We start from the raw sequence: 16,989 nt of genomic DNA on the forward strand, positions 1-16,989 counted from the left end.
CTCCTTCAGGAAGTGGCGGCCGTTGGGGCCGTGGGTGCAGGGCGGCGCGATTGCGTGATGCAGAAGCGGCCGGCTACAAAGGCAAGGTTGGTCAGCGAGGCGTTGCCGGCCGGGTTCAGGCCGGTCACGTGGTAATCGCTGTAGGCGGCCGCAAAATTCAGCGGCATGGGACCGGTGAGGTTGATGGTGAGCTGGGCACCCGCACGGGCATAAGTGCGTTCTGCCTGCGCGATGTAGCTTTCGTCTGTGGAATACAGGAAGGCCGTCAGCCCGCCGAACTGTTTTGCGTCGTTTGTTGCCTGGTGCAATGCGTCCTCTGCGTCGTCACAGGCAATCACGAAGCTGATCGGGCCGAAACGCTCTTCGCCATACAGGTCACGTTCACTTTTGCCAACTTTGAGCATCAGCGGTGTCGTGGTGCGGGCATTGCTGAAGTCAGGGTGGATATAGGACTGTGGTTCAAGCAGTACCTCGCCGCGTTTTGCGCCTTCCTGCTTCATTTGATCCAGCAGCGCGAGTGTTTGGGCTGACTGGATGGTCGCCAGGATCATCGATGCCTTTTTCGCATCGCCGGTCAGCCCGGCCACAGCCGCTGCAAGGCGGCGTGCCACTTCGCCCAGCGCGACTGTGCCCTGCGGCGTTTTGACGCCTTCCGCCGGTATATAGATGTTCTGCGGGCTGGTACACATTTGCGCACTGAACATGCACAGCGTGGTGGCGAGGCTGCGCAAGGCGGCATCCAGGTCTTCGGCAGACTCCAGCACCACGGTATTGCACCCGGCGGTCTCGGTGAAGCTCAGGGCCGGATGCGCGTTCTGCTCAACCCATTGGCCAAAACGCACGCTGCCGGTGAAATCGACGATGGCTGTCTTGGGGTGTTTGACCAATACCTTTCCGATGGGCTCGGCTGTCGTGTCCAGCGCCATGGTGACCAGGTTGGCATCGAAGCCTGCGCGCGCAAGTACTTCGCGAAATACCCGCACCGAGATAGCCATGGGCAGCACCGTCGCAGGGTGGGGTTTGACGATCACTGCGTTGCCGGTGGCCAGGCTGGCCATCATCGACGGCCAGGCGTTCCAGGTGGGAAAGCTGGCGCATGAAAAACAGACGGCAACGCCGCGCGGCACCAGGCGGTAGGTTTTGTCAAGAGCGATGTGTGCTGAGCCGAACTGGCGCTCCCAGCGGCTGGTTGACGTGACGGCCTGCATGGCCTGGTGCGCATAGACCAGTGCCTCGATGCCGCGGTCCAGCGCGTTCACACCCGAGCCTGCATAAGCCATGTTGTAGCTCTGGCCGGCAGTGTGCATGACGGCTTGTGCGATCTCGAAAAGGTGTTCCCGGTAGATCGTGTCCAGCACCTCCATCAGCACGCCGATGCGCGTCTCAGCCGATGCATCGGCCCAGCGCGGGATGGCTGCCTCGGCGGCATCGAACAAGGTGTCTACATCTGCGTGCGGGTAGCGTATGCCCAGGGCCTGCTGTGTGTAGGGCGAGATTTCCTCACCGGTTTCACCAATCGTGCCCGGTTGGTCCAGCGTAAAACGTGTACCCAGATGCGCCTGGTATGCAGCCAGTCCTGTCGCCTGTGCCTCGGTCGCGTTGGGGTATTTTTGCGGAAGCTCTGGGAATGGGCTCCAGCAATGCCGCTCCCTGCAGGCGAGCCGGGCACGCTCGAAAGTTGCGCGGTGCTTGTCAAACAGGTTCATGCGGCCCCCGAAAAGCTGCTTGCGCGCGACCAGATCAGACGGTGGTGGCGGGCGACATCCGTGCCGGGCACGGTGTCGGAGGCCGACAGGGTAAGGCCGCCATCGGCTGCGAAAGTCATATTGCGTACCTGCTCTGTGCCGACGAAGTTGGGGTTCAGGGAGTGGCTGACTTTGTGCACCACCTGCTGCTGTCCCGCAGCGCCCTTGACTTCATAAGGACCCGCGTATTGAAAGTAGCTTTCAAAGGCAGCCAGTCGCTCGGCCTCAGGTGCGCTGCGCACACTGTCGCTGGACAGGCGGCCACGGACCCCGCGGGCAATGCAGGCGCTCATCCAGCCGTCGCCCGTGTACTGGATCAGGCCCGTTGCCTGCGCTCCGAAGGGCAGGGTGGGTGCGCGGCCATCGCCATAAGTGATTTCCCATCGCACCAGTTGCCAGGTGCCGAGCAGGGGATTGTTGATTTTGTCCAAGCCTTGTCTCCAAACAGAAAAGTCACACCAAAAGGCATATAACTTTCTTAATTGAACTTAGTCTAGGACAAGTAAATGGTTTTGACAAGAGAGGCTTTGCTCAATTGCTGTCACCTTGGTTGCAGCATGTAAACCGCTTCAATCGGCAACAGCTGCGCCTGCCAACGGCTGGGTGGCATGGGCATGCGGGAGTGTGTGGCCGGATTGAGGGCGTGGGACGCGCCCCCCGAAATTCATGGCGCAGCTATCAAAACCGGCTGGGGTGGTCCCAGCCGTCGCTGCGCGATGGCCTGTCAGTAAAGGCCGCGGACGCGGGCGTGCAGGCGTGCCAGCCCGAGCAGCGCATCCGTGAAGGGTGTGGGAACCCGGGTCAGTTCGCCCAGTTCTTTCACTACTGTCACCAAGGCGTCGAGTTCAACGGCCTTACCGGCTTCCACGTCCTGCAGCATGGATGTTTTAAAAGCACCGAGCTTGAGTGTTACCGCGTGCCGGTCTTCCGGCTGCTGGTCTATGGGAATGCCGATGCGCGCGCCTATTTCCCGGGCTTCGAGCATCACGGCCGAGATAAAGCCGCGCACGAGTTCGTCGCTCATGATCAGGTCTGTGGTCGCACCTGTGAGGGCGCTCACGGGATTGACCGTCATGTTGCCCCAGAGCTTGTACCAGGCGTCCTTCTGGATCTGCTCCGAAAGCACGACTTCGTGGCCGGCTTTTTCCAGCAATGCGGTCAGTGCCAGCACGCGTGCGGTCTTCTTGCCGGAGGGCTCGCCGATGATGAGTTTGTTGCCGAAGTGGTTGTTTACAAAGCCCGGGCTGTTCAGCGAACAGCTCGCGTGCACCACACAACCAATGATGTGTTGAGCCGGAATGGCGCGCGCAATCGCACCGTCCGGATCCACGGCCTTGAGCCGTGTGCCGGCGTACTGCGCGCCGAAACCTTCAAAAAACCACCAGGGCACGCCGTTCATGGCGGTGAGCACCATGGTCTCGGGGCCGATCAGCGGCGCGATGGCTTTGGCCACATCGGCCATGGCTGGTGCCTTGACGGCAACGATGACCAGGTCCTGCACGCCCAGCGCGGCTGGGTCGGCGCTGGCGCGCACCGGGACCGACATGACTTCCGGTTGTCCCGAGCCTGTCGAAGGGGCGCCGCGCTGCAGCCGCAGGCCGTGTTCCTGCAAGGCTGCCAGCGTGGCGCCGCGCGCCACCACGCTGAGATCGCAGCCGGCTCGCGCGAGCTTCACGCCCATCCAGCCGCCGATCGCGCCGGCGCCGTAAATACAGACTTTTTTAATGGTCAAAATGGGCTCCAGCCATTGCTGATCTTGCGCAACGTGCTCTAGTTTTTATAGCTGTCATCGATCCGGTCAACCTGCCGCACCAGCGCATCAAACACGTCCTGTCCGGCGCCGAACTGGGCGTCGAACTGGAAGGAGTCGTGGGTGGTCTTGCGTGCCACGGCTTCGGGTACGGCAATCGCCGGACCCATCGAGGCCTGCGCCATCTGTATGTCGCAGGCGCGCTGCAATGTCCACAGCCGCACAAAAGCCAGCGGCAGGGTTGGGGCCCAGGCCAGCAGGCCGTGGTTGCGCAGGATCACCACCGGTTTGTCGCCTATGTTTTTCAGCAGGCGCGGCGCCTCGTCGGCATGGATGGTGATGCCTTCGAAGTCGTGGTAGGCCACAAGGCCGTGCAACTGCGCCGAATAAAAATTGTTCTGTGCCAGCCCGCCCTGCGTACAGGCCACCGCCACGCCGGATGTCGTGTGGGTGTGCATCACGCAATGGGCATCGGGCAAGCCGTCATGGATGGCTGCATGCACCGTGAACCCGGCCGGGTTCACCGGCCAGGGGTTGTCGTCAAGCTTGCGGCCCTGCAGGTCGATCTTGAGCAGGTTGCTCGCCGTGACTTCCGAGTAGTGCAGTCCAAACGGGTTGATCAGGAATTGCTTGGCACCACCCGTGACGCTGTCAGGAAGCCGCACCGTGATGTGGTTGTAGATCATTTCCGTCCAGCCCAGCATCGCAAAGACGCGGTAGCAGGCGGCCAGTTGCAGTCGCTCCTTCCACTCGTCGGGGTGCATGGCTGCTGGAGGTGGTTTCAATACGGCATTCATGGTGATTTATTCCTGAGATCAGTCAATCAAGCGAGGGGCGCATGTATTTCCGCATGTTCAAGCCGGGGCCGCGGGTCCGGCTCTGCCGGCCCGCAGGCGCAGCGGCCCCCTCGGGGGGCAGCGAGCTACACGAAGTGAGCGAACGTGGGGGCCACTTTATGCCTCGGCGGTGAAGCCGACGGACTTGACGATGGGTGCCCACTTGGCTGTGTCCTTCTTGAGCAGGTCGGTCAGCTCGGCCGGTGTGGACGACATGGCTTCCAGGCCAAAACCGGCAAGGCCATCGACCACGTCTTTTTGCGCCAGCGCGACTTTCAGGGCCGCGTTCATGCGGTTCACCACATCGGCCGGGGTTTTGGCCGGCAGCAGGAAGGCGAACCATTCGCTGTGGGTCATGTCCTTCAGGCCCTGCTCGGAGAAGGTGGGCACGTCAGGTGCGAAGCGGCTGCGTTTGGCACCGGAAACACCCAGGATACGGATCTTGCCCGTGGGCAGGTGCTGCGTGATGTCGCCGATCGGGCCCGATACGGCGGAGATGTTGCCGCCCAGCAGGTCCAGCATGGCCGGTTGTGTGCCGCGGTAAGCCGCATGTTTCAGATCGATGCCGGCGCTCTTGCCCAGCAACGCGCCTATGAAATGCGGTGTGGATCCGGCAGCTGGCGAGCCGAAGTTGGCGCCCAGCGGATTGGCCTTGGCCCAGGCCAGGAACTCGGGCACGGTCTTGACGCTGAGAGGCACGGCCGGGCCGACGGCAAAACCGAAGTCGAAGACGCAGGCCAGGGTCACGGGCGCCAAATCAACCAGCGGCTCATACGGCAGTTTTTTGTAGATGTGTGGGTAGATCGTGAGGATGGACGTTGGCGTTTGCAGCAGAGTCATGCCGTCCGGTGGTGCGCCCTTGACGAACTGCACGGCGATCTGTCCGCCGGCGCCGGTCTTGTTCTCGACCACGGCGGTCTTGGCATAGTCGGGGGCCATTTTGGTGCCGACGCGGCGGCACAAAGTGTCGGACGTACCACCGGCCGCGAAGCCGGTGATGATCTTGAGGTTGTCCAGCGCCTGGGCCCAGGCGGCCTGGCCTATGCTGGCCAGCAACGCCGAAGCGCCCGCGGACTGAATGACTTGACGACGTGAAATGCTCATGGATTTGTCTCCTTTTGATTAATTGGAATAAACGAACGAAAACTCAGGACAGGTCCCGCAACCAGACTACGTTACCCGAATGGGTGACCGCGCCCTGGTGGCTGGGGCGAACCGTCAATGCGTATTTTTCCAGCAAACCGCCCAGATGGGTAGCTGGTTTGGCCGTCCTGGCGGACAGGCGCAGGGCGATTTCCTCTGCTCCCAGCTCCACCGAAATACTGAGGCTGGCGGGGCGGGCATCTATGCTGACCATGTCGCCGTCGCGCAAGGCGGCGATCGGGCCGCCGTCGGCCGCTTCCGGCCCTGCATAACCTATGCACAGGCCGCGCGTGGCGCCCGAGAACCGGCCATCGGTCAGCAATGCCACTTTGTCACCCATGCCCTGGCCGTAGAGCAGGGCAGTGATGCCCAGCATTTCGCGCATGCCGGGACTTCCTTTGGGGCCTTCATTGCGGATCACGATCACGTCGCCACTTTGGTAAAGGCGATTCTGCACGGCCGTCTGTGCCTCTTCTTCCGAGTCGAAAACACGTGCGGGGCCGCGATGCACCAGTGTTTTCAGGCCTGCGACCTTGAGCAGCGCCCCGTCGGGGCACAGGTTGCCCTTGAGTACCGCGAGCCCGCCGTCACGCGTGATGGGATCGCCGGCCTTGCGCACCACACGGCCGTCGGGCATGGCTGCATCTGCGACTTCTTCGGCCAGGGTACGGCCGGTGAAGGTCAGCGCATCGCCATGAAGAAAGCCCTGCTCAAGCAATGTGCGCAGGATCACGCCGGCGCCGCCTATGTAAAAAACGTCGCGCGCCAGGTACTGGCCACCTGGGCGCAGGTCGGCGATCAGCGGGGTGCGGGCAAACACCTCGGCCACATCGTCAAGATGGAATTTGATGCCCGCCTCATGCGCAATTGCCGGTATGTGCAGGGCCGCATTGGTCGAGCCGCCGGTGGCGGAGACCACTGCGCAGGCGTTTTCCAGTGCCTTGCGTGTCACGATGTCGCGCGGCAGGGGGCTGTCGCCCATCACGGCTTTCATCAGGGTTTTGGCCGCGCGGCGCATCAGTGGCGCACGTTCGCTGAAAACGGCGGGCACCATGCTGGAGCCTATGGGCGCCAGTCCCAGCGCCTCGGAAACCATGCCCATGGTGTTGGCGGTGAACTGGCCCGCGCAGGCGCCGGCCGTGGGCAGGCAGGCGCGGCTCATGGCTTCGAGTTCATCGGTGGTGGCATTGCCGGCCAGCACCTTGCCTATGGTCTCGTAGGTGTCGACGACGTTCAGGTCGCGGCCATCCACGCCCGGCGTCTGGCCGGGCAGTGCGGAGCCGCCGTGCACAAAGACGCTGGGCACGTTGCAGCGCACCATGCCCATCATCAGGCCCGGCAAATTTTTGTCGCAGGCGCCTATGCCGAAGATGCCGTCCCACTGGTGGCCGCGCACCGACGCCTCGACGCTGTCGGCAATCAGTTCGCGCGAGATCAGTGAAAAGCGCATGCCCGAATGCGCCATGGTCAGGCCGTCGCTCACGGATACCACCGGGCATTCGTGCGGTGTGCCGCCGCCCGCGTAAATACCTGTCTTGGCGTGCTGCGCCTGCTCGCGCAGGTTCATGTTGCAGGGACTCATTTCGCCGCCGGTGTGGAACACGCCAACGTGCGGGCGGGCAATGTCCTCGTCGTCCTGCCCCAGTGCGTGCAGAAAGCTGCGCGTGGTGGCGCGTATCGTGCCCTCGTAGATCGTGGCTGAACGGAATTTCTTTTTTGGGTCTTCTGTATTGCTCATTTTTTCTATCCGGCGTTCAGGTGCAGGCCGTTGTCAAGCATCACGATATCTCCGGTGATGCCGGGTGCGTGGGCCGTGAGAAACCAGGCGAGGGCTGCGACCTCTTCGGGTTGGGAAATCCGCTGCAGCACCGAGTTGCCCGTTTGCGCGGCAGTAGCCTGGGCATGCGCCTTCGCATCGAGCACCCGGCTGGGCAGGCCACCAGCCACAAAACCGGGCGCGATCGCATTGACGCGGACCGGGGCCAGCGCACGGGCCAGTGCCAGGGTCATGGTGTTGACTGCGCCTTTGGAGGCTGCATAGGCGACAGACGAGCCGCGCCCGAGCAGCCCGCCAATGGATGAAATATTGACGACGGATCCTGCGCCGCTGGCCTTCAGTGCCTGGGCGCAGGCCCGGGTTATCTGGTGCATGCCCACCACATTGACGTCGTAGGTGCGGTGAAATTCATCGGCATCGAGCGCAGCCAGGTCGTCATGTGCGATGAAGCGTGTCGTGCCGGCGCAATTGATCAGGGCGTCTATGCGACCGAAACGCTGCAAGGCTGCCTGTGCAAAGCGCACGCACTCTGCATCGTGGCGCACATCGAGCGCTTGCAGCAGGCAGGTGGCGCCCGCGTTGCTACAGTCCGCCGCCACGGCCTGCGCTTCCTGCAACTGGCCTTCGCCCTGATAGCTGATGCCCACATGCCAGCCGTGGCGTGAAAATTCGCGCGCACAGGCCGCCCCTATGCCCGTGGCCGAGCCGGTAATCAGGCAGACGGGCCCGGTTTTGCCCATGGCACTCAGTAGGTCTTGCTGGCAGGGGCTGGCGCAGCGGAGGCCTTGAACCTGGCTGCAAGCGCGCTGGTGGCCTTGACCAGCAGGTTGGTGTCCAGGCCGACAGCGACAAAAGTGGCGCCGAGTTCCAGGTAGTGGCGCGCCAGGGCTTCGTCGGGCGTCAATATGCCGGCGGCCTTGCCTGCCTTGACGATGCGCTGGATGGCATCCCCGATCGCGGCCTGCACTTCGGGATGGCCGGGGTTGCCCACATGCCCCATCGATGCGGACAGGTCGGCCGGGCCTATGAAGACGCCGTCTACACCATCCGTGGCGGCGATTGCGTCCAGGTTCTCGAGCGCGAGCCGGGTTTCTACCTGCACCAGCAGGCAGACCTGTGCATTGGCCTCGTGCACATACGCCGGATTGCGGCCCCAGCCAGAGGCACGCGCGCCGCCCATGCCGCGGATGCCGCCCTTGCCGTCATTTTGCGGGTAACGCATGGCGCGCACCAGCGTGGCTGCCTGCTCGGGCGTGTCCACCATGGGGATCAGCAGGGTTTGCAGGCCAAGGTCGAGGTACTGCTTGACCAGCGCCTCGCCAACATGGCCGTGACCCATGGGCACGCGTGCGATCGGGTGTGACGCATAGGGTGCAATGGCCTGCAGCTGTTGCAGGATGCTGCGCAGGTCGTTGGGTGAGTGCTCACCGTCGATCAGCAGCCAGTCGAAGCCGGCGCCCGCGCAGATTTCCGTGGTGTAGTGGTCGGCCAGGCCCAGCCACAGGCCGATTTGTGCCTGCTTGTTGGTCAGGGCTTGTTTGAAGGTATTGACGGGGGTTTGCATAAGGGTTCTCAAGTTACGTTGCTATGCCGCTCCAGCTTGGCGCGGCCTTTTCGGGAGGCAGCGTAGCACATGGGCCAGCAGGTGAAATCATTTCTTAAACGAAGCGAAAGGCGATGGAGCCCAGTGGTCCATAGTCGGCATGGAAGGTGTCGCCAGCGACGGCATTGGCCGGCCTTGTGAAGGAGCCGCCCAGCACCACCTCGCCTTTTTCAAGGCATTCGCCCCAGGCGCCCAGCTTGTTGGCCAGCCATGCAACGCCATTGGCCGGGTGGTTCAGCACAGCTGCCGCCACGCCGGACTCTTCGATCACACCGTTCTTGTAGAGCAGGGCGCTGACCCAGCGCAGGTCTACGGCATTGGGTTTGACGGGCCTGCCGCCGGTAATGATCCCGGCATTGGCCGCGTTGTCGGAAATCGTGTCGTACACCTTGCGCATGGCCTTGGTGTGGCGATCGAACTGTTCGATGCGTGCGTCGATGATCTCGATGGCAGGCACGACATAGTCGGTAGCCTCCAGCACATCAAAGATGCTGACATTGGGCCCTTGCAGCCGCTTGCCAAGGATAAAAGCGAGCTCGACTTCGACGCGCGGCGCAATGAAACGTTCGAACGGAATATCGCTGCCTTCCGGAAAAAACATGTCATCAAGCAGTGTGCCGTAGTCAGGTTCGTTGATCTGGCTGGCCTGCTGCATGGCGCGCGAGGTCAGGCCTATCTTGTGACCACGCACGACACGGCCCTCGTCCCGTTTCATCTGGACCCAGGCGCGGGAAACCGCGTAGCCGTCCTCAATCGTCATGCCGGGAAAGCGCTTTGAGAAATGCTCGACCTGCACGCGTTTCTTTTCGCTTTCGTGCAACTCGGCTGCGAGCTGGGCAATCAGGTTTGGGGAGAACATGGTCAGGGTTTGTTGAAAAGGGGATGCAGGTTGCTGTGCTTCGCGTCGAAGACCTCGGGGCCTTCGTCAATTTGCAGTGTGATGCCTATGGGGCGCTTGTCGAAGATGGGGGCAAAGTGTTCACGGGTGGCGGCGATCAGCCGGTCGCCGGCCTGTTTGTGCGTGGCCGCGTTGCGGCCCCGGCCCATGCGCAGGTTGAGGTAGACAAAAGCGTAGTCGGCCTTGCCGTCCGCGACCGCGAAATGCGCGGCCGGGTAGGCCAGCACCCGCGTGCCGCCTGTGGGGAAAACCTGTTTGCCGGCTTCGTCGCGCACCGTCAGCATGGTGTCGGCCAGCGTACGGCAAAGCGCTGTCATATGGGCCTCGGCCTCAAGGTTGCCGGTGTAAAGGACGACCAGGTGCGGCATCTCAGGCCTTCAGCGGGGTGACGGGGAAAATGGCGTTGATCTGGCCGGTGCCGGAGCTGCCGAAGTAGGGCGTGATGATTTCCACTGGCGCAGTGTAGCTGTCCCAGCCCAGCAGGCCAAGCAGCATCGCGGTGTCATGCATGTCGCCTTCGCCCCAGCACTTTTCGGCGTACATCGGGAGCATGCCGGTAAACGTTTTCCAGTCACCCGCCTCCCACAGCTCGACCACGCGCCGGTCCACCTGCTCAAGAAAGGGATCGTAGACCTTGTGCATGAACTCGGGCGCACGGCCATTGTCGGCAAAGTGGTGCGACAGCGAGCCGCTTGCAAACACCGCCACCGTGCCGTCGTACTTTTCCTCGATGGCCTTGCGCACCGCCAGGCCGAAGCGGCCCGACTCCTCAAGGTCGTGCCAGTCGCACCAGCCGCTGACGCACACCACCTTATAGTGCTGGTCGCTGTTCATGTAGCGCATGGGCACCAGCGTGCCGTACTCCAGCTCCAGCGTGGTGTCCGAATGCGCGCGGCTCTTCACGCCCATGGCGTTGGCCATGTCGCCGATCAGGTGGCCCAGTTCCGGATTGCCCGGGTAGGCGTAGGGCAGGTTCTTGATGAAATGCGGCAGCTCGTTGCTGGTGTAGGTGCCTTCAAATCTCGGCCCGCAATTGATGTGGTATTCGCTGTTGACCTGCCAGTGCACGTCGAACACCACAATGGTGTCCACACCCAGCGCGCGGCAGCGCCTGTCGATTTCCTTGTGGCCGTTGATGGCGGCGTCGCGGCAACCGAAGTTCGGCCCGGGGAATTCCGACAGGTACATCGACGGAACATGTGTGATTTTGGCGGCGAGTGCGAGGGTGCCCATGGTTGGCTCCAGCGTTGACGGTTGAACGGGCTTGCGCCTCAGGTCGTGATGTTGGCGCGGCGTATCACTTGCGCGTATTTGGTGATCTCACTCTGGATGAAGGTTGCGAATTGCTCCGGCGAGCCAGACAGCGAAGCAATCCCGCCCTTGCTGAACGCTTCGGTCACAGCCGGGGTGGCCAGCGCCCGGTTGACCTCGGCGTTCACGCGCCGCACCACGGTATCCGGTGTGCCGGCGGGGGCAAGCAAGCCATTCCAGGAATTCGACTCGATGGGCACACCCTGCTCGGCCAGCGTCGCGATGGCCGGTGCATAGACCGAGCGTTGGGCGGTGGCCATGCCCACGGCGACCAGCTTGCCGCTTTCGATGTGGCTGCGAAATTCAGGCCAGTTGCCGAACATCACCGTGACTTGGCCGCCCAGCAAATCGGTCAACGCCGGCCCCTGGCCCTTGTAAGGCACATGCACGATGTCCAGGCCCATTTGTGATTTGAGCATTTCGCCCGAGAGATGGGCCGAGGTGCCATTGCCGAAGGAGGCAAAACTCAAGGTGCCGGGCCTGGCTTTGGCAACGTTGCGCAAGTCGTTGATGTTTTTGATGCCGCTGCCCGGGTGGGTGGCCAGCACATGTTCCGACATGCCCATCAAGGCCACCGGTTTGAGATCCCTGAGCGTGTCGTAAGGCAGGTTTTTCAGCAGCGTCTGGTTGGCCGTGAAACTGTTGGCCACACACACCAGCGTGTAGCCGTCAGCTGGCGATTTGGCAACGGCATCGACACCGATCACCGTGCCGCCGCCGGGTTTGTTCTCAACAATCACTGGCTGGCCGAGCAATTTGCCCAGCTCCACGCCAACCAGCCGTGCGACGAAGTCGGTGGTGCCGCCGGGGGTGAACGGCACAACAATTTTGACCGGTTTGCCCGGCCAGGCCTGGGCATGGCTAAAGGCCGGCAGCGCGGCGAGGGCAACTGCGCCCGAGGTTCGCAGGAAGGCTCGACGATGCACGTGATTGACGGCCACGGTTAAACCCCCCAGTGCGGGATGTGGTGTGAGCCCAGCGACACCGCGATGTTTTTCGGCTCGCAAAAAACCTCGTAACTCCAGGTGCCGCCTTCGCGCCCCGTGCCCGAACCCTTGGTGCCGCCGAAAGGCTGGCGCAGGTCGCGCACGTTCTGGCTGTTGACAAAACACATGCCGGCTTCGACCGCTGCAGCGACGCGGTGCGCGCGGCCTATGTTTTCGGTCCAGACATAACTCGACAGGCCGTATTGCGTGTCGTTGGCCAGGCGGATCGCCTCGGCTTCATCCTTGAACGGGATGATGCAGGCCACCGGGCCGAAGATTTCTTCCTGGGCAATCCGCATCCGGTTATCGACATCGGCAAACACGGTAGGCAAGACGTAGTTGCCTCTTTTTACATGGTCCGGCAAGTCGGGTGTACCCAGGCCGCCGCACAACAGTGTTGCGCCTTCCTTGGGGCCGAGGTCGATGTAGCTGCGCACCTTGGCCAGGTGGGCCTGCGAAATCATCGGGCCGACCGTGACGCTGTCGTCCATCGGGTCGCCGACCTTGATACGTTTGGCGCGTTCCACAAACTTCGCAACGAAGTCGGCGTAAATCGATTGCTGCACCAGGATGCGACTGCCGGCGGTGCAACGTTCGCCGTTGTTGCTGAAAATCATGAACAGCGCAGCGTCGAGCGCACGCTCCAGGTTCGCGTCCTCAAAAATCACAAACGGTGATTTGCCGCCCAGTTCCATGCTGAATTTTTTCAGGCCGGCCGCCTGCACGATTCGGTTGCCGGTCGCGGTGGAGCCTGTGAAGGAAATCGCACGCACATCGGGGTGGCGGCACAGCGGCTCGCCGGCCTCCTTGCCATAGCCGTGCACCAGGTTCAGCACACCGGGCGGAATGCCGGCTTCCAGCGCGAGTTCTCCCAGGCGCGCGGCGGTCATGGGTGACAACTCGCTCATCTTGAGTACGGCGGTGTTGCCAAAAGCCAGGCAGGGCGCCACCTTCCATGTCGCGGTCATGAAGGGCACATTCCACGGGCTGATCAAGGCGCAGACACCGGTGGGGTGATACAGCGTGTAGTTCAGGTGCGTTTCGGTCGGGTAAGTGTGGCCATCAACCCGGGTGCACATTTCGGCGAAGTAATAAAAATTGTCGGCGGCGCGCGGGATCAGTTGTTTGCCGGTTTGGGCAATCACCTGGCCGCAGTCCCGGGTTTCCATTTGTGCAATTTCAGGCACATGCGCAGCAATCAGGTCACCGAGTTTGCGCACCAGCCTGGCGCGTTGTGGCGCCGGCATGCCTGCCCATTTCGGGAAAGCCTCTTTGGCCGCCGCCACGGCGGCATTGACTTCAGCTTCGCCGCCCGAGGCGACCTCGGCCAGCACCTCCTGCGTGGCCGGGTTGACGGTTTCAAAGTAGTCGCGGCCGGGGATGGCCTTGCCATTGATGAGATGATTGATCTGCATGTGCGTGGGCTTTCCGGTTTCAATCCAGTTTGATGTCACGCGCCTTGATCAGCGTGTGCCATTTGATACGCTCGACATCGGCGTATTGCGTCATGTCGGCCGCATTCATGGGACGTGCTTCCCAGCCAGTCTCAAATAGCTTTTGCCGTACGTTCGGCTCCTTCACGGCCTTTTGCAATTCGGAGCCAAGCCGGGCCTGAATGTCTTTGGGCGTGCTGGCCGGCGCAACCAGCCCTTGCCATGTGTAAGCTTCCACACGGGGAAAACCCAGCTCCTTCGCGGTCGGGACGCTGGGAAGTTGCGGGATGCGTTCTCCCGACAGGGCCAGCAACGGGATGACCTTGCCAGCCTTGACGGCGCTGATGCCGCTTGGCAGGTCCAGCATCATCAGCGGCACCTGGCCACCCATGAGGTCCTGCAAAGCCGGCGCGCCGCCCTTGTAGGGAACATGCAGCAAGGAAACCCCCGCTTCGCGCTGGAACAACTCCAGCGCAAGGTGGTGTGGACTGCCGGTGCCTGGTGTCGCAATGCTGTACTTGCCTGGGGCTGCCTTGAGGGCGGCGATCAGGCCTTTGGCGTCGCTGATATTCGTGCCTGGCGCCGCAGTGATGACAAGCGGTGACCGGCCCATCATGCCGAGCAGAACAAAATCCTTCCCTGCGTCATAAGGCAGTTTTTTGTAGAGGACGGGGTTGTAAATCAGCACGCCGTTGTCGGCCGAAAATACCGTGTAGCCGTCACCGGGAGAGCGCGCCACGTTTTCAGAGGCAATGATGGCACCTGCGCCAGGGCGGTTGTCAACCACAACGGGCTGGCCAAGCTGCTGGGACAACTGGGCACCGACCGTGCGTGCCAGGAAATCGGTGCCGCCGCCGGCCGGATAGCCAACGACCCAGCGCACTGGCTTTGCCGGGTAGGTCTGCGCATGTACTCCAACTCCAGCCAGCAGGAGGGCGAAGAGCACGCCTGCGGCGGTCGTCAGTTTTCGGAAAAAAGTCATGGTTTTGTCTCCGGTTGTTGTAAGTCTGGCTGTGCGCTGCATCAGGCAGCGAGGATGGTGTTCCGCAGCGCGCCCACTTTTTCTATCTCGGTCACGATGACGTCGCCCGGGCGGCAATCCACTACGCCATCCGGTGTGCCGGTCAGGATCAGGTCGCCGGGCTGCAGGGTCATGAAGCTGCTGAAATATTCAATCAGGAAAGGCACGTCAAAAATCATGTCGCGGGTATTGCCGGCTTGTGTGATCTTGCCGTTGACGCTGGTTTGCAGTGCCAAAGCCATCGGGTTGGCGATGTCGGCCGCGTCCACCAGCCATGGCCCGAGCGGCGTGCAGGTGTCGCGGTTTTTCACGCGCAGGTTGGGGCGGTACCAGTTCTCCAGGTAGTCGCGGATCGCATAGTCGTTGGCCACGGTGTAGCCGGCGACAAAGTCATGGGCGTCATCCCGCTTGACCTTCTTCGCCGTTTTGCCGATGACTACAGCAAGTTCGCATTCATAGTGCATAAACTGCACGTCGGCCGGGCGGTGTGTGAGTTGCCGGTGCCCGGTCAGCGTGCCCTCGCCCTTGATGAAAACCAGCGGTTCTACAGGCGCCTTGAATTCAAGTTCCTTGGCGTGGTCTGCGTAATTCAGGCCCAGCGCGAGTATGGTGCGCGGGCGCGGCGCGGGTGCCAGTGGCGGCAGCCAGTGAACCGCATCTTCGGCGACGAGGCGGCCGTCCTTGAGCTGCAGCCGGCCATCGCGCTCCGTGGCTTCATGCACCGCACCTTCGTAAATGACCCGTGCGTGTTTCATGCGTTCACCTCTTCTGCGACGAGTGTGTTGCTCAGCGTGTCAAAGCCCGGCGCATTGAGGTCGATGCGATCGCCTGCTTTCGCCAGGGGCCTGCCCACATCGCAGCCCAGCATCAAAACATCGCCCGGATGCAGTGTCATGAATTCGCCGACGTCTGCCAGCAATTGCGATGCATTGCGCACCAGGTCGGCAAACTTCACCGATTGGCGCAGTTCGCCGTTGATGCGTACTTCAAGCGCGAACTGCGCAGGGTCGCCCGCCCGGTCAGCCGGCAGTGGCTGGGCGCCTATGCCGAGGAATCCATCCAGGCATTTGAACTTGATCGGCGGCCGGAAGAAGCTTTTGTGCGGCACCGATAGATCATTCATCAGAACAAAGGATGCGATTGATTTGATAGCCGATTGCGCCTTGTCTGCGGTGACGTCCGCCGAAATGACCATTGCAATGGTGGCGCCCACCTCGACTTCGGGCACACCGGCTGGCACGATGATCCGGGCGCCGTGCGTGCTCCATGTGTTGGCTGTCTTGACATACAACACCGGTGCCCTGGGCGCGGCCTTGTAGGGGGGCTGGTCCATTTGCGGCGCCAGCGCCTGCATTTCGCCCCGGAAGTTCAGCAGCACGCCGTAGACGGTGCCCGAGGGCAGGTATTTCATGGCTGCTCCAGTGCGATCACTTCGTCGAGCAGCGCATACAGCTGCGCCAGTTTTTGCTTGCCCAGCGATTTTTCCATATGGGCGTAGTGCGCTTCAATCAGGTGCGATAGCCTTTTGACTGTCTCGCGGCCCTGCCTCGTGAGTTCCACGACGGTGCGGCGCTGGTCTTCGGCGTCGCGTGCGCGGCTAATCAGCCCGTCGCGCTCCATGCGGCTGAGTACGCCGGTCAGGCTGGGGCCGAGGATGAAGGCTTCACGCGCCACGCGCCCGGTCTCCACCACGCCGAGTTCACCCAGCACCCGCAGCACGCGCCACTGCTGGTCGCTCAGGCCGTGCTCGCGCAGGCCCGGCCGGGTGTGTGTCATCACGGATTCACGTGCCTGCAGCAGCAGGCGGGGCAGGTTGCGGTGGACAAAAGGAATGGTCATGGCAGGCGTTTGTTTCCAGGGTCAATTTATTTAATATATTAAATGAATTGACCGACAGCAACAAGCGCCGACCGATGTGGAGTGATCGGTATTTACCCTTGCCGGGCAAACAGGACATGGATGCTCAGAAGATTTCCGCGGCCTTGCCGAGGAACCTGGCGTAGCGTTGGGCCGCCCGCGCAAACAAGGCATACAGCTCGTCGCGTGTGCGCTGCTGGCCGCCTTGCAGCGCTTTGATGAGGATTTCCGCACTGCGTCCAAAGGTTTGCTGGTCCAGTTCAAGTTCGCGACGGAGACGGGCGTTGGCGGCAATGTTTCGTGGCGCTGTCAGTGCCAGCAGCCAGTGCACGTCAGATGCTGCGACAAAATGCAGCGTGCCGCGCATGGGCCAGGTGCGCACTATGCTGCCCTTCTCAATCGCTTTTTCGATGTCGTGATCGGTGGCGCCCGGCAAACGCAAACCCAGCGACCACTTGGCACCGCTGTAATCCTGCCCCTGTATGCCGCCCAGCCAACCCCGCACTTGCGCCGGTGTTTTAAATCCGGATTGCGTAATTTGCTGATTGTGTAATCGCAGTGCGGTAACGGGTAGCGCGGGCATGGCGCCTGCTTTTATATTGGTCGTGGGCATACGGTAACTCCGAATC

General features: G+C 62.2%; 18 protein-coding genes. All 18 read right to left on the minus strand.

Annotation, left to right across the window (positions count from 1 at the left end; translation table 11 throughout):
* Nucleotides 1–5 precede the first annotated feature (5 nt).
* A complete protein-coding gene (gene paaN, locus ACFQND_RS12000; protein ID WP_371438444.1) occupies nucleotides 6–1,706 on the minus strand; it encodes a phenylacetic acid degradation protein PaaN in 1,701 nt (566 codons plus the stop codon).
* Nucleotides 1,703–2,176 (minus strand): lipocalin-like domain-containing protein, encoded by a 474-nt coding sequence (locus ACFQND_RS12005; RefSeq protein ID WP_371438443.1) that lies wholly within the window; start codon nucleotides 2,174–2,176, stop codon nucleotides 1,703–1,705. Before ACFQND_RS12005 ends, paaN begins: the two co-directional genes overlap by 4 nt.
* A gap of 293 nt (nucleotides 2,177–2,469) precedes the next feature.
* Nucleotides 2,470–3,477, minus strand: coding sequence for a 2-dehydropantoate 2-reductase (locus ACFQND_RS12010; protein ID WP_371438442.1), 1,008 nt, complete (start codon nucleotides 3,475–3,477; stop codon nucleotides 2,470–2,472).
* A 38-nt stretch (nucleotides 3,478–3,515) separates the two neighbouring features.
* Entirely contained in the window at nucleotides 3,516–4,292 is a 777-nt protein-coding gene (locus ACFQND_RS12015) for a class II aldolase/adducin family protein (protein ID WP_371438441.1), read from the minus strand.
* Between the two features lie 156 nt (nucleotides 4,293–4,448).
* Nucleotides 4,449–5,435, minus strand: a complete 987-nt coding sequence (locus ACFQND_RS12020) for a Bug family tripartite tricarboxylate transporter substrate binding protein (RefSeq protein WP_371438440.1) — start codon at nucleotides 5,433–5,435, stop codon at nucleotides 4,449–4,451.
* 43 nt (nucleotides 5,436–5,478) lie between these two features.
* The gene (gene ilvD, locus ACFQND_RS12025; protein ID WP_371438439.1) at nucleotides 5,479–7,212 is read right to left on the minus strand and encodes a dihydroxy-acid dehydratase; all 1,734 of its coding nucleotides are present in this window, start codon (nucleotides 7,210–7,212) and stop codon (nucleotides 5,479–5,481) included.
* A 5-nt stretch (nucleotides 7,213–7,217) separates the two neighbouring features.
* Entirely contained in the window at nucleotides 7,218–7,991 is a 774-nt protein-coding gene (locus ACFQND_RS12030) for an SDR family NAD(P)-dependent oxidoreductase (protein ID WP_371438438.1), read from the minus strand.
* A gap of 5 nt (nucleotides 7,992–7,996) precedes the next feature.
* A complete protein-coding gene (hpaI, locus tag ACFQND_RS12035; RefSeq protein ID WP_371438437.1) occupies nucleotides 7,997–8,815 on the minus strand; it encodes a 4-hydroxy-2-oxoheptanedioate aldolase in 819 nt (272 codons plus the stop codon).
* 94 nt (nucleotides 8,816–8,909) lie between these two features.
* On the minus strand, nucleotides 8,910–9,713 hold the full coding sequence (gene hpaH / locus ACFQND_RS12040; RefSeq protein ID WP_371438436.1) for a 2-oxo-hept-4-ene-1,7-dioate hydratase: 804 nt from the start codon (nucleotides 9,711–9,713) through the stop codon (nucleotides 8,910–8,912).
* Nucleotides 9,714–9,715: 2 nt separating this feature from the next.
* The gene (locus ACFQND_RS12045; protein WP_371438435.1) at nucleotides 9,716–10,120 is read right to left on the minus strand and encodes a 5-carboxymethyl-2-hydroxymuconate Delta-isomerase; all 405 of its coding nucleotides are present in this window, start codon (nucleotides 10,118–10,120) and stop codon (nucleotides 9,716–9,718) included.
* A 1-nt stretch (nucleotide 10,121) separates the two neighbouring features.
* Nucleotides 10,122–10,985, minus strand: a complete 864-nt coding sequence (hpaD, locus tag ACFQND_RS12050) for a 3,4-dihydroxyphenylacetate 2,3-dioxygenase (protein ID WP_371438434.1) — start codon at nucleotides 10,983–10,985, stop codon at nucleotides 10,122–10,124.
* 38 nt (nucleotides 10,986–11,023) lie between these two features.
* Nucleotides 11,024–11,989 (minus strand): tripartite tricarboxylate transporter substrate binding protein, encoded by a 966-nt coding sequence (locus ACFQND_RS12055; RefSeq protein WP_371438618.1) that lies wholly within the window; start codon nucleotides 11,987–11,989, stop codon nucleotides 11,024–11,026.
* 17 nt (nucleotides 11,990–12,006) lie between these two features.
* Entirely contained in the window at nucleotides 12,007–13,464 is a 1,458-nt protein-coding gene (gene hpaE / locus ACFQND_RS12060) for a 5-carboxymethyl-2-hydroxymuconate semialdehyde dehydrogenase (RefSeq protein WP_371438433.1), read from the minus strand.
* Between the two features lie 19 nt (nucleotides 13,465–13,483).
* Nucleotides 13,484–14,464, minus strand: coding sequence for a Bug family tripartite tricarboxylate transporter substrate binding protein (locus ACFQND_RS12065; protein ID WP_371438432.1), 981 nt, complete (start codon nucleotides 14,462–14,464; stop codon nucleotides 13,484–13,486).
* A 41-nt stretch (nucleotides 14,465–14,505) separates the two neighbouring features.
* Nucleotides 14,506–15,258, minus strand: coding sequence for a fumarylacetoacetate hydrolase family protein (locus ACFQND_RS12070; RefSeq protein WP_371438431.1), 753 nt, complete (start codon nucleotides 15,256–15,258; stop codon nucleotides 14,506–14,508).
* Complete coding sequence (locus tag ACFQND_RS12075; RefSeq protein WP_371438430.1) at nucleotides 15,255–15,914, minus strand: fumarylacetoacetate hydrolase family protein; 660 nt, start codon at nucleotides 15,912–15,914, stop codon at nucleotides 15,255–15,257. Before ACFQND_RS12075 ends, ACFQND_RS12070 begins: the two co-directional genes overlap by 4 nt.
* Nucleotides 15,911–16,342, minus strand: a complete 432-nt coding sequence (gene hpaR, locus ACFQND_RS12080) for a homoprotocatechuate degradation operon regulator HpaR (protein ID WP_371438429.1) — start codon at nucleotides 16,340–16,342, stop codon at nucleotides 15,911–15,913. Before hpaR ends, ACFQND_RS12075 begins: the two co-directional genes overlap by 4 nt.
* 124 nt (nucleotides 16,343–16,466) lie before the next feature.
* Complete coding sequence (locus ACFQND_RS12085; protein WP_371438428.1) at nucleotides 16,467–16,973, minus strand: DNA glycosylase AlkZ-like family protein; 507 nt, start codon at nucleotides 16,971–16,973, stop codon at nucleotides 16,467–16,469.
* Nucleotides 16,974–16,989 lie beyond the last annotated feature (16 nt).

Origin of the sequence: Polaromonas aquatica, from assembly GCF_042659145.1 — a bacterium.
Taxonomy (GTDB): domain Bacteria; phylum Pseudomonadota; class Gammaproteobacteria; order Burkholderiales; family Burkholderiaceae_C; genus Polaromonas; species Polaromonas aquatica.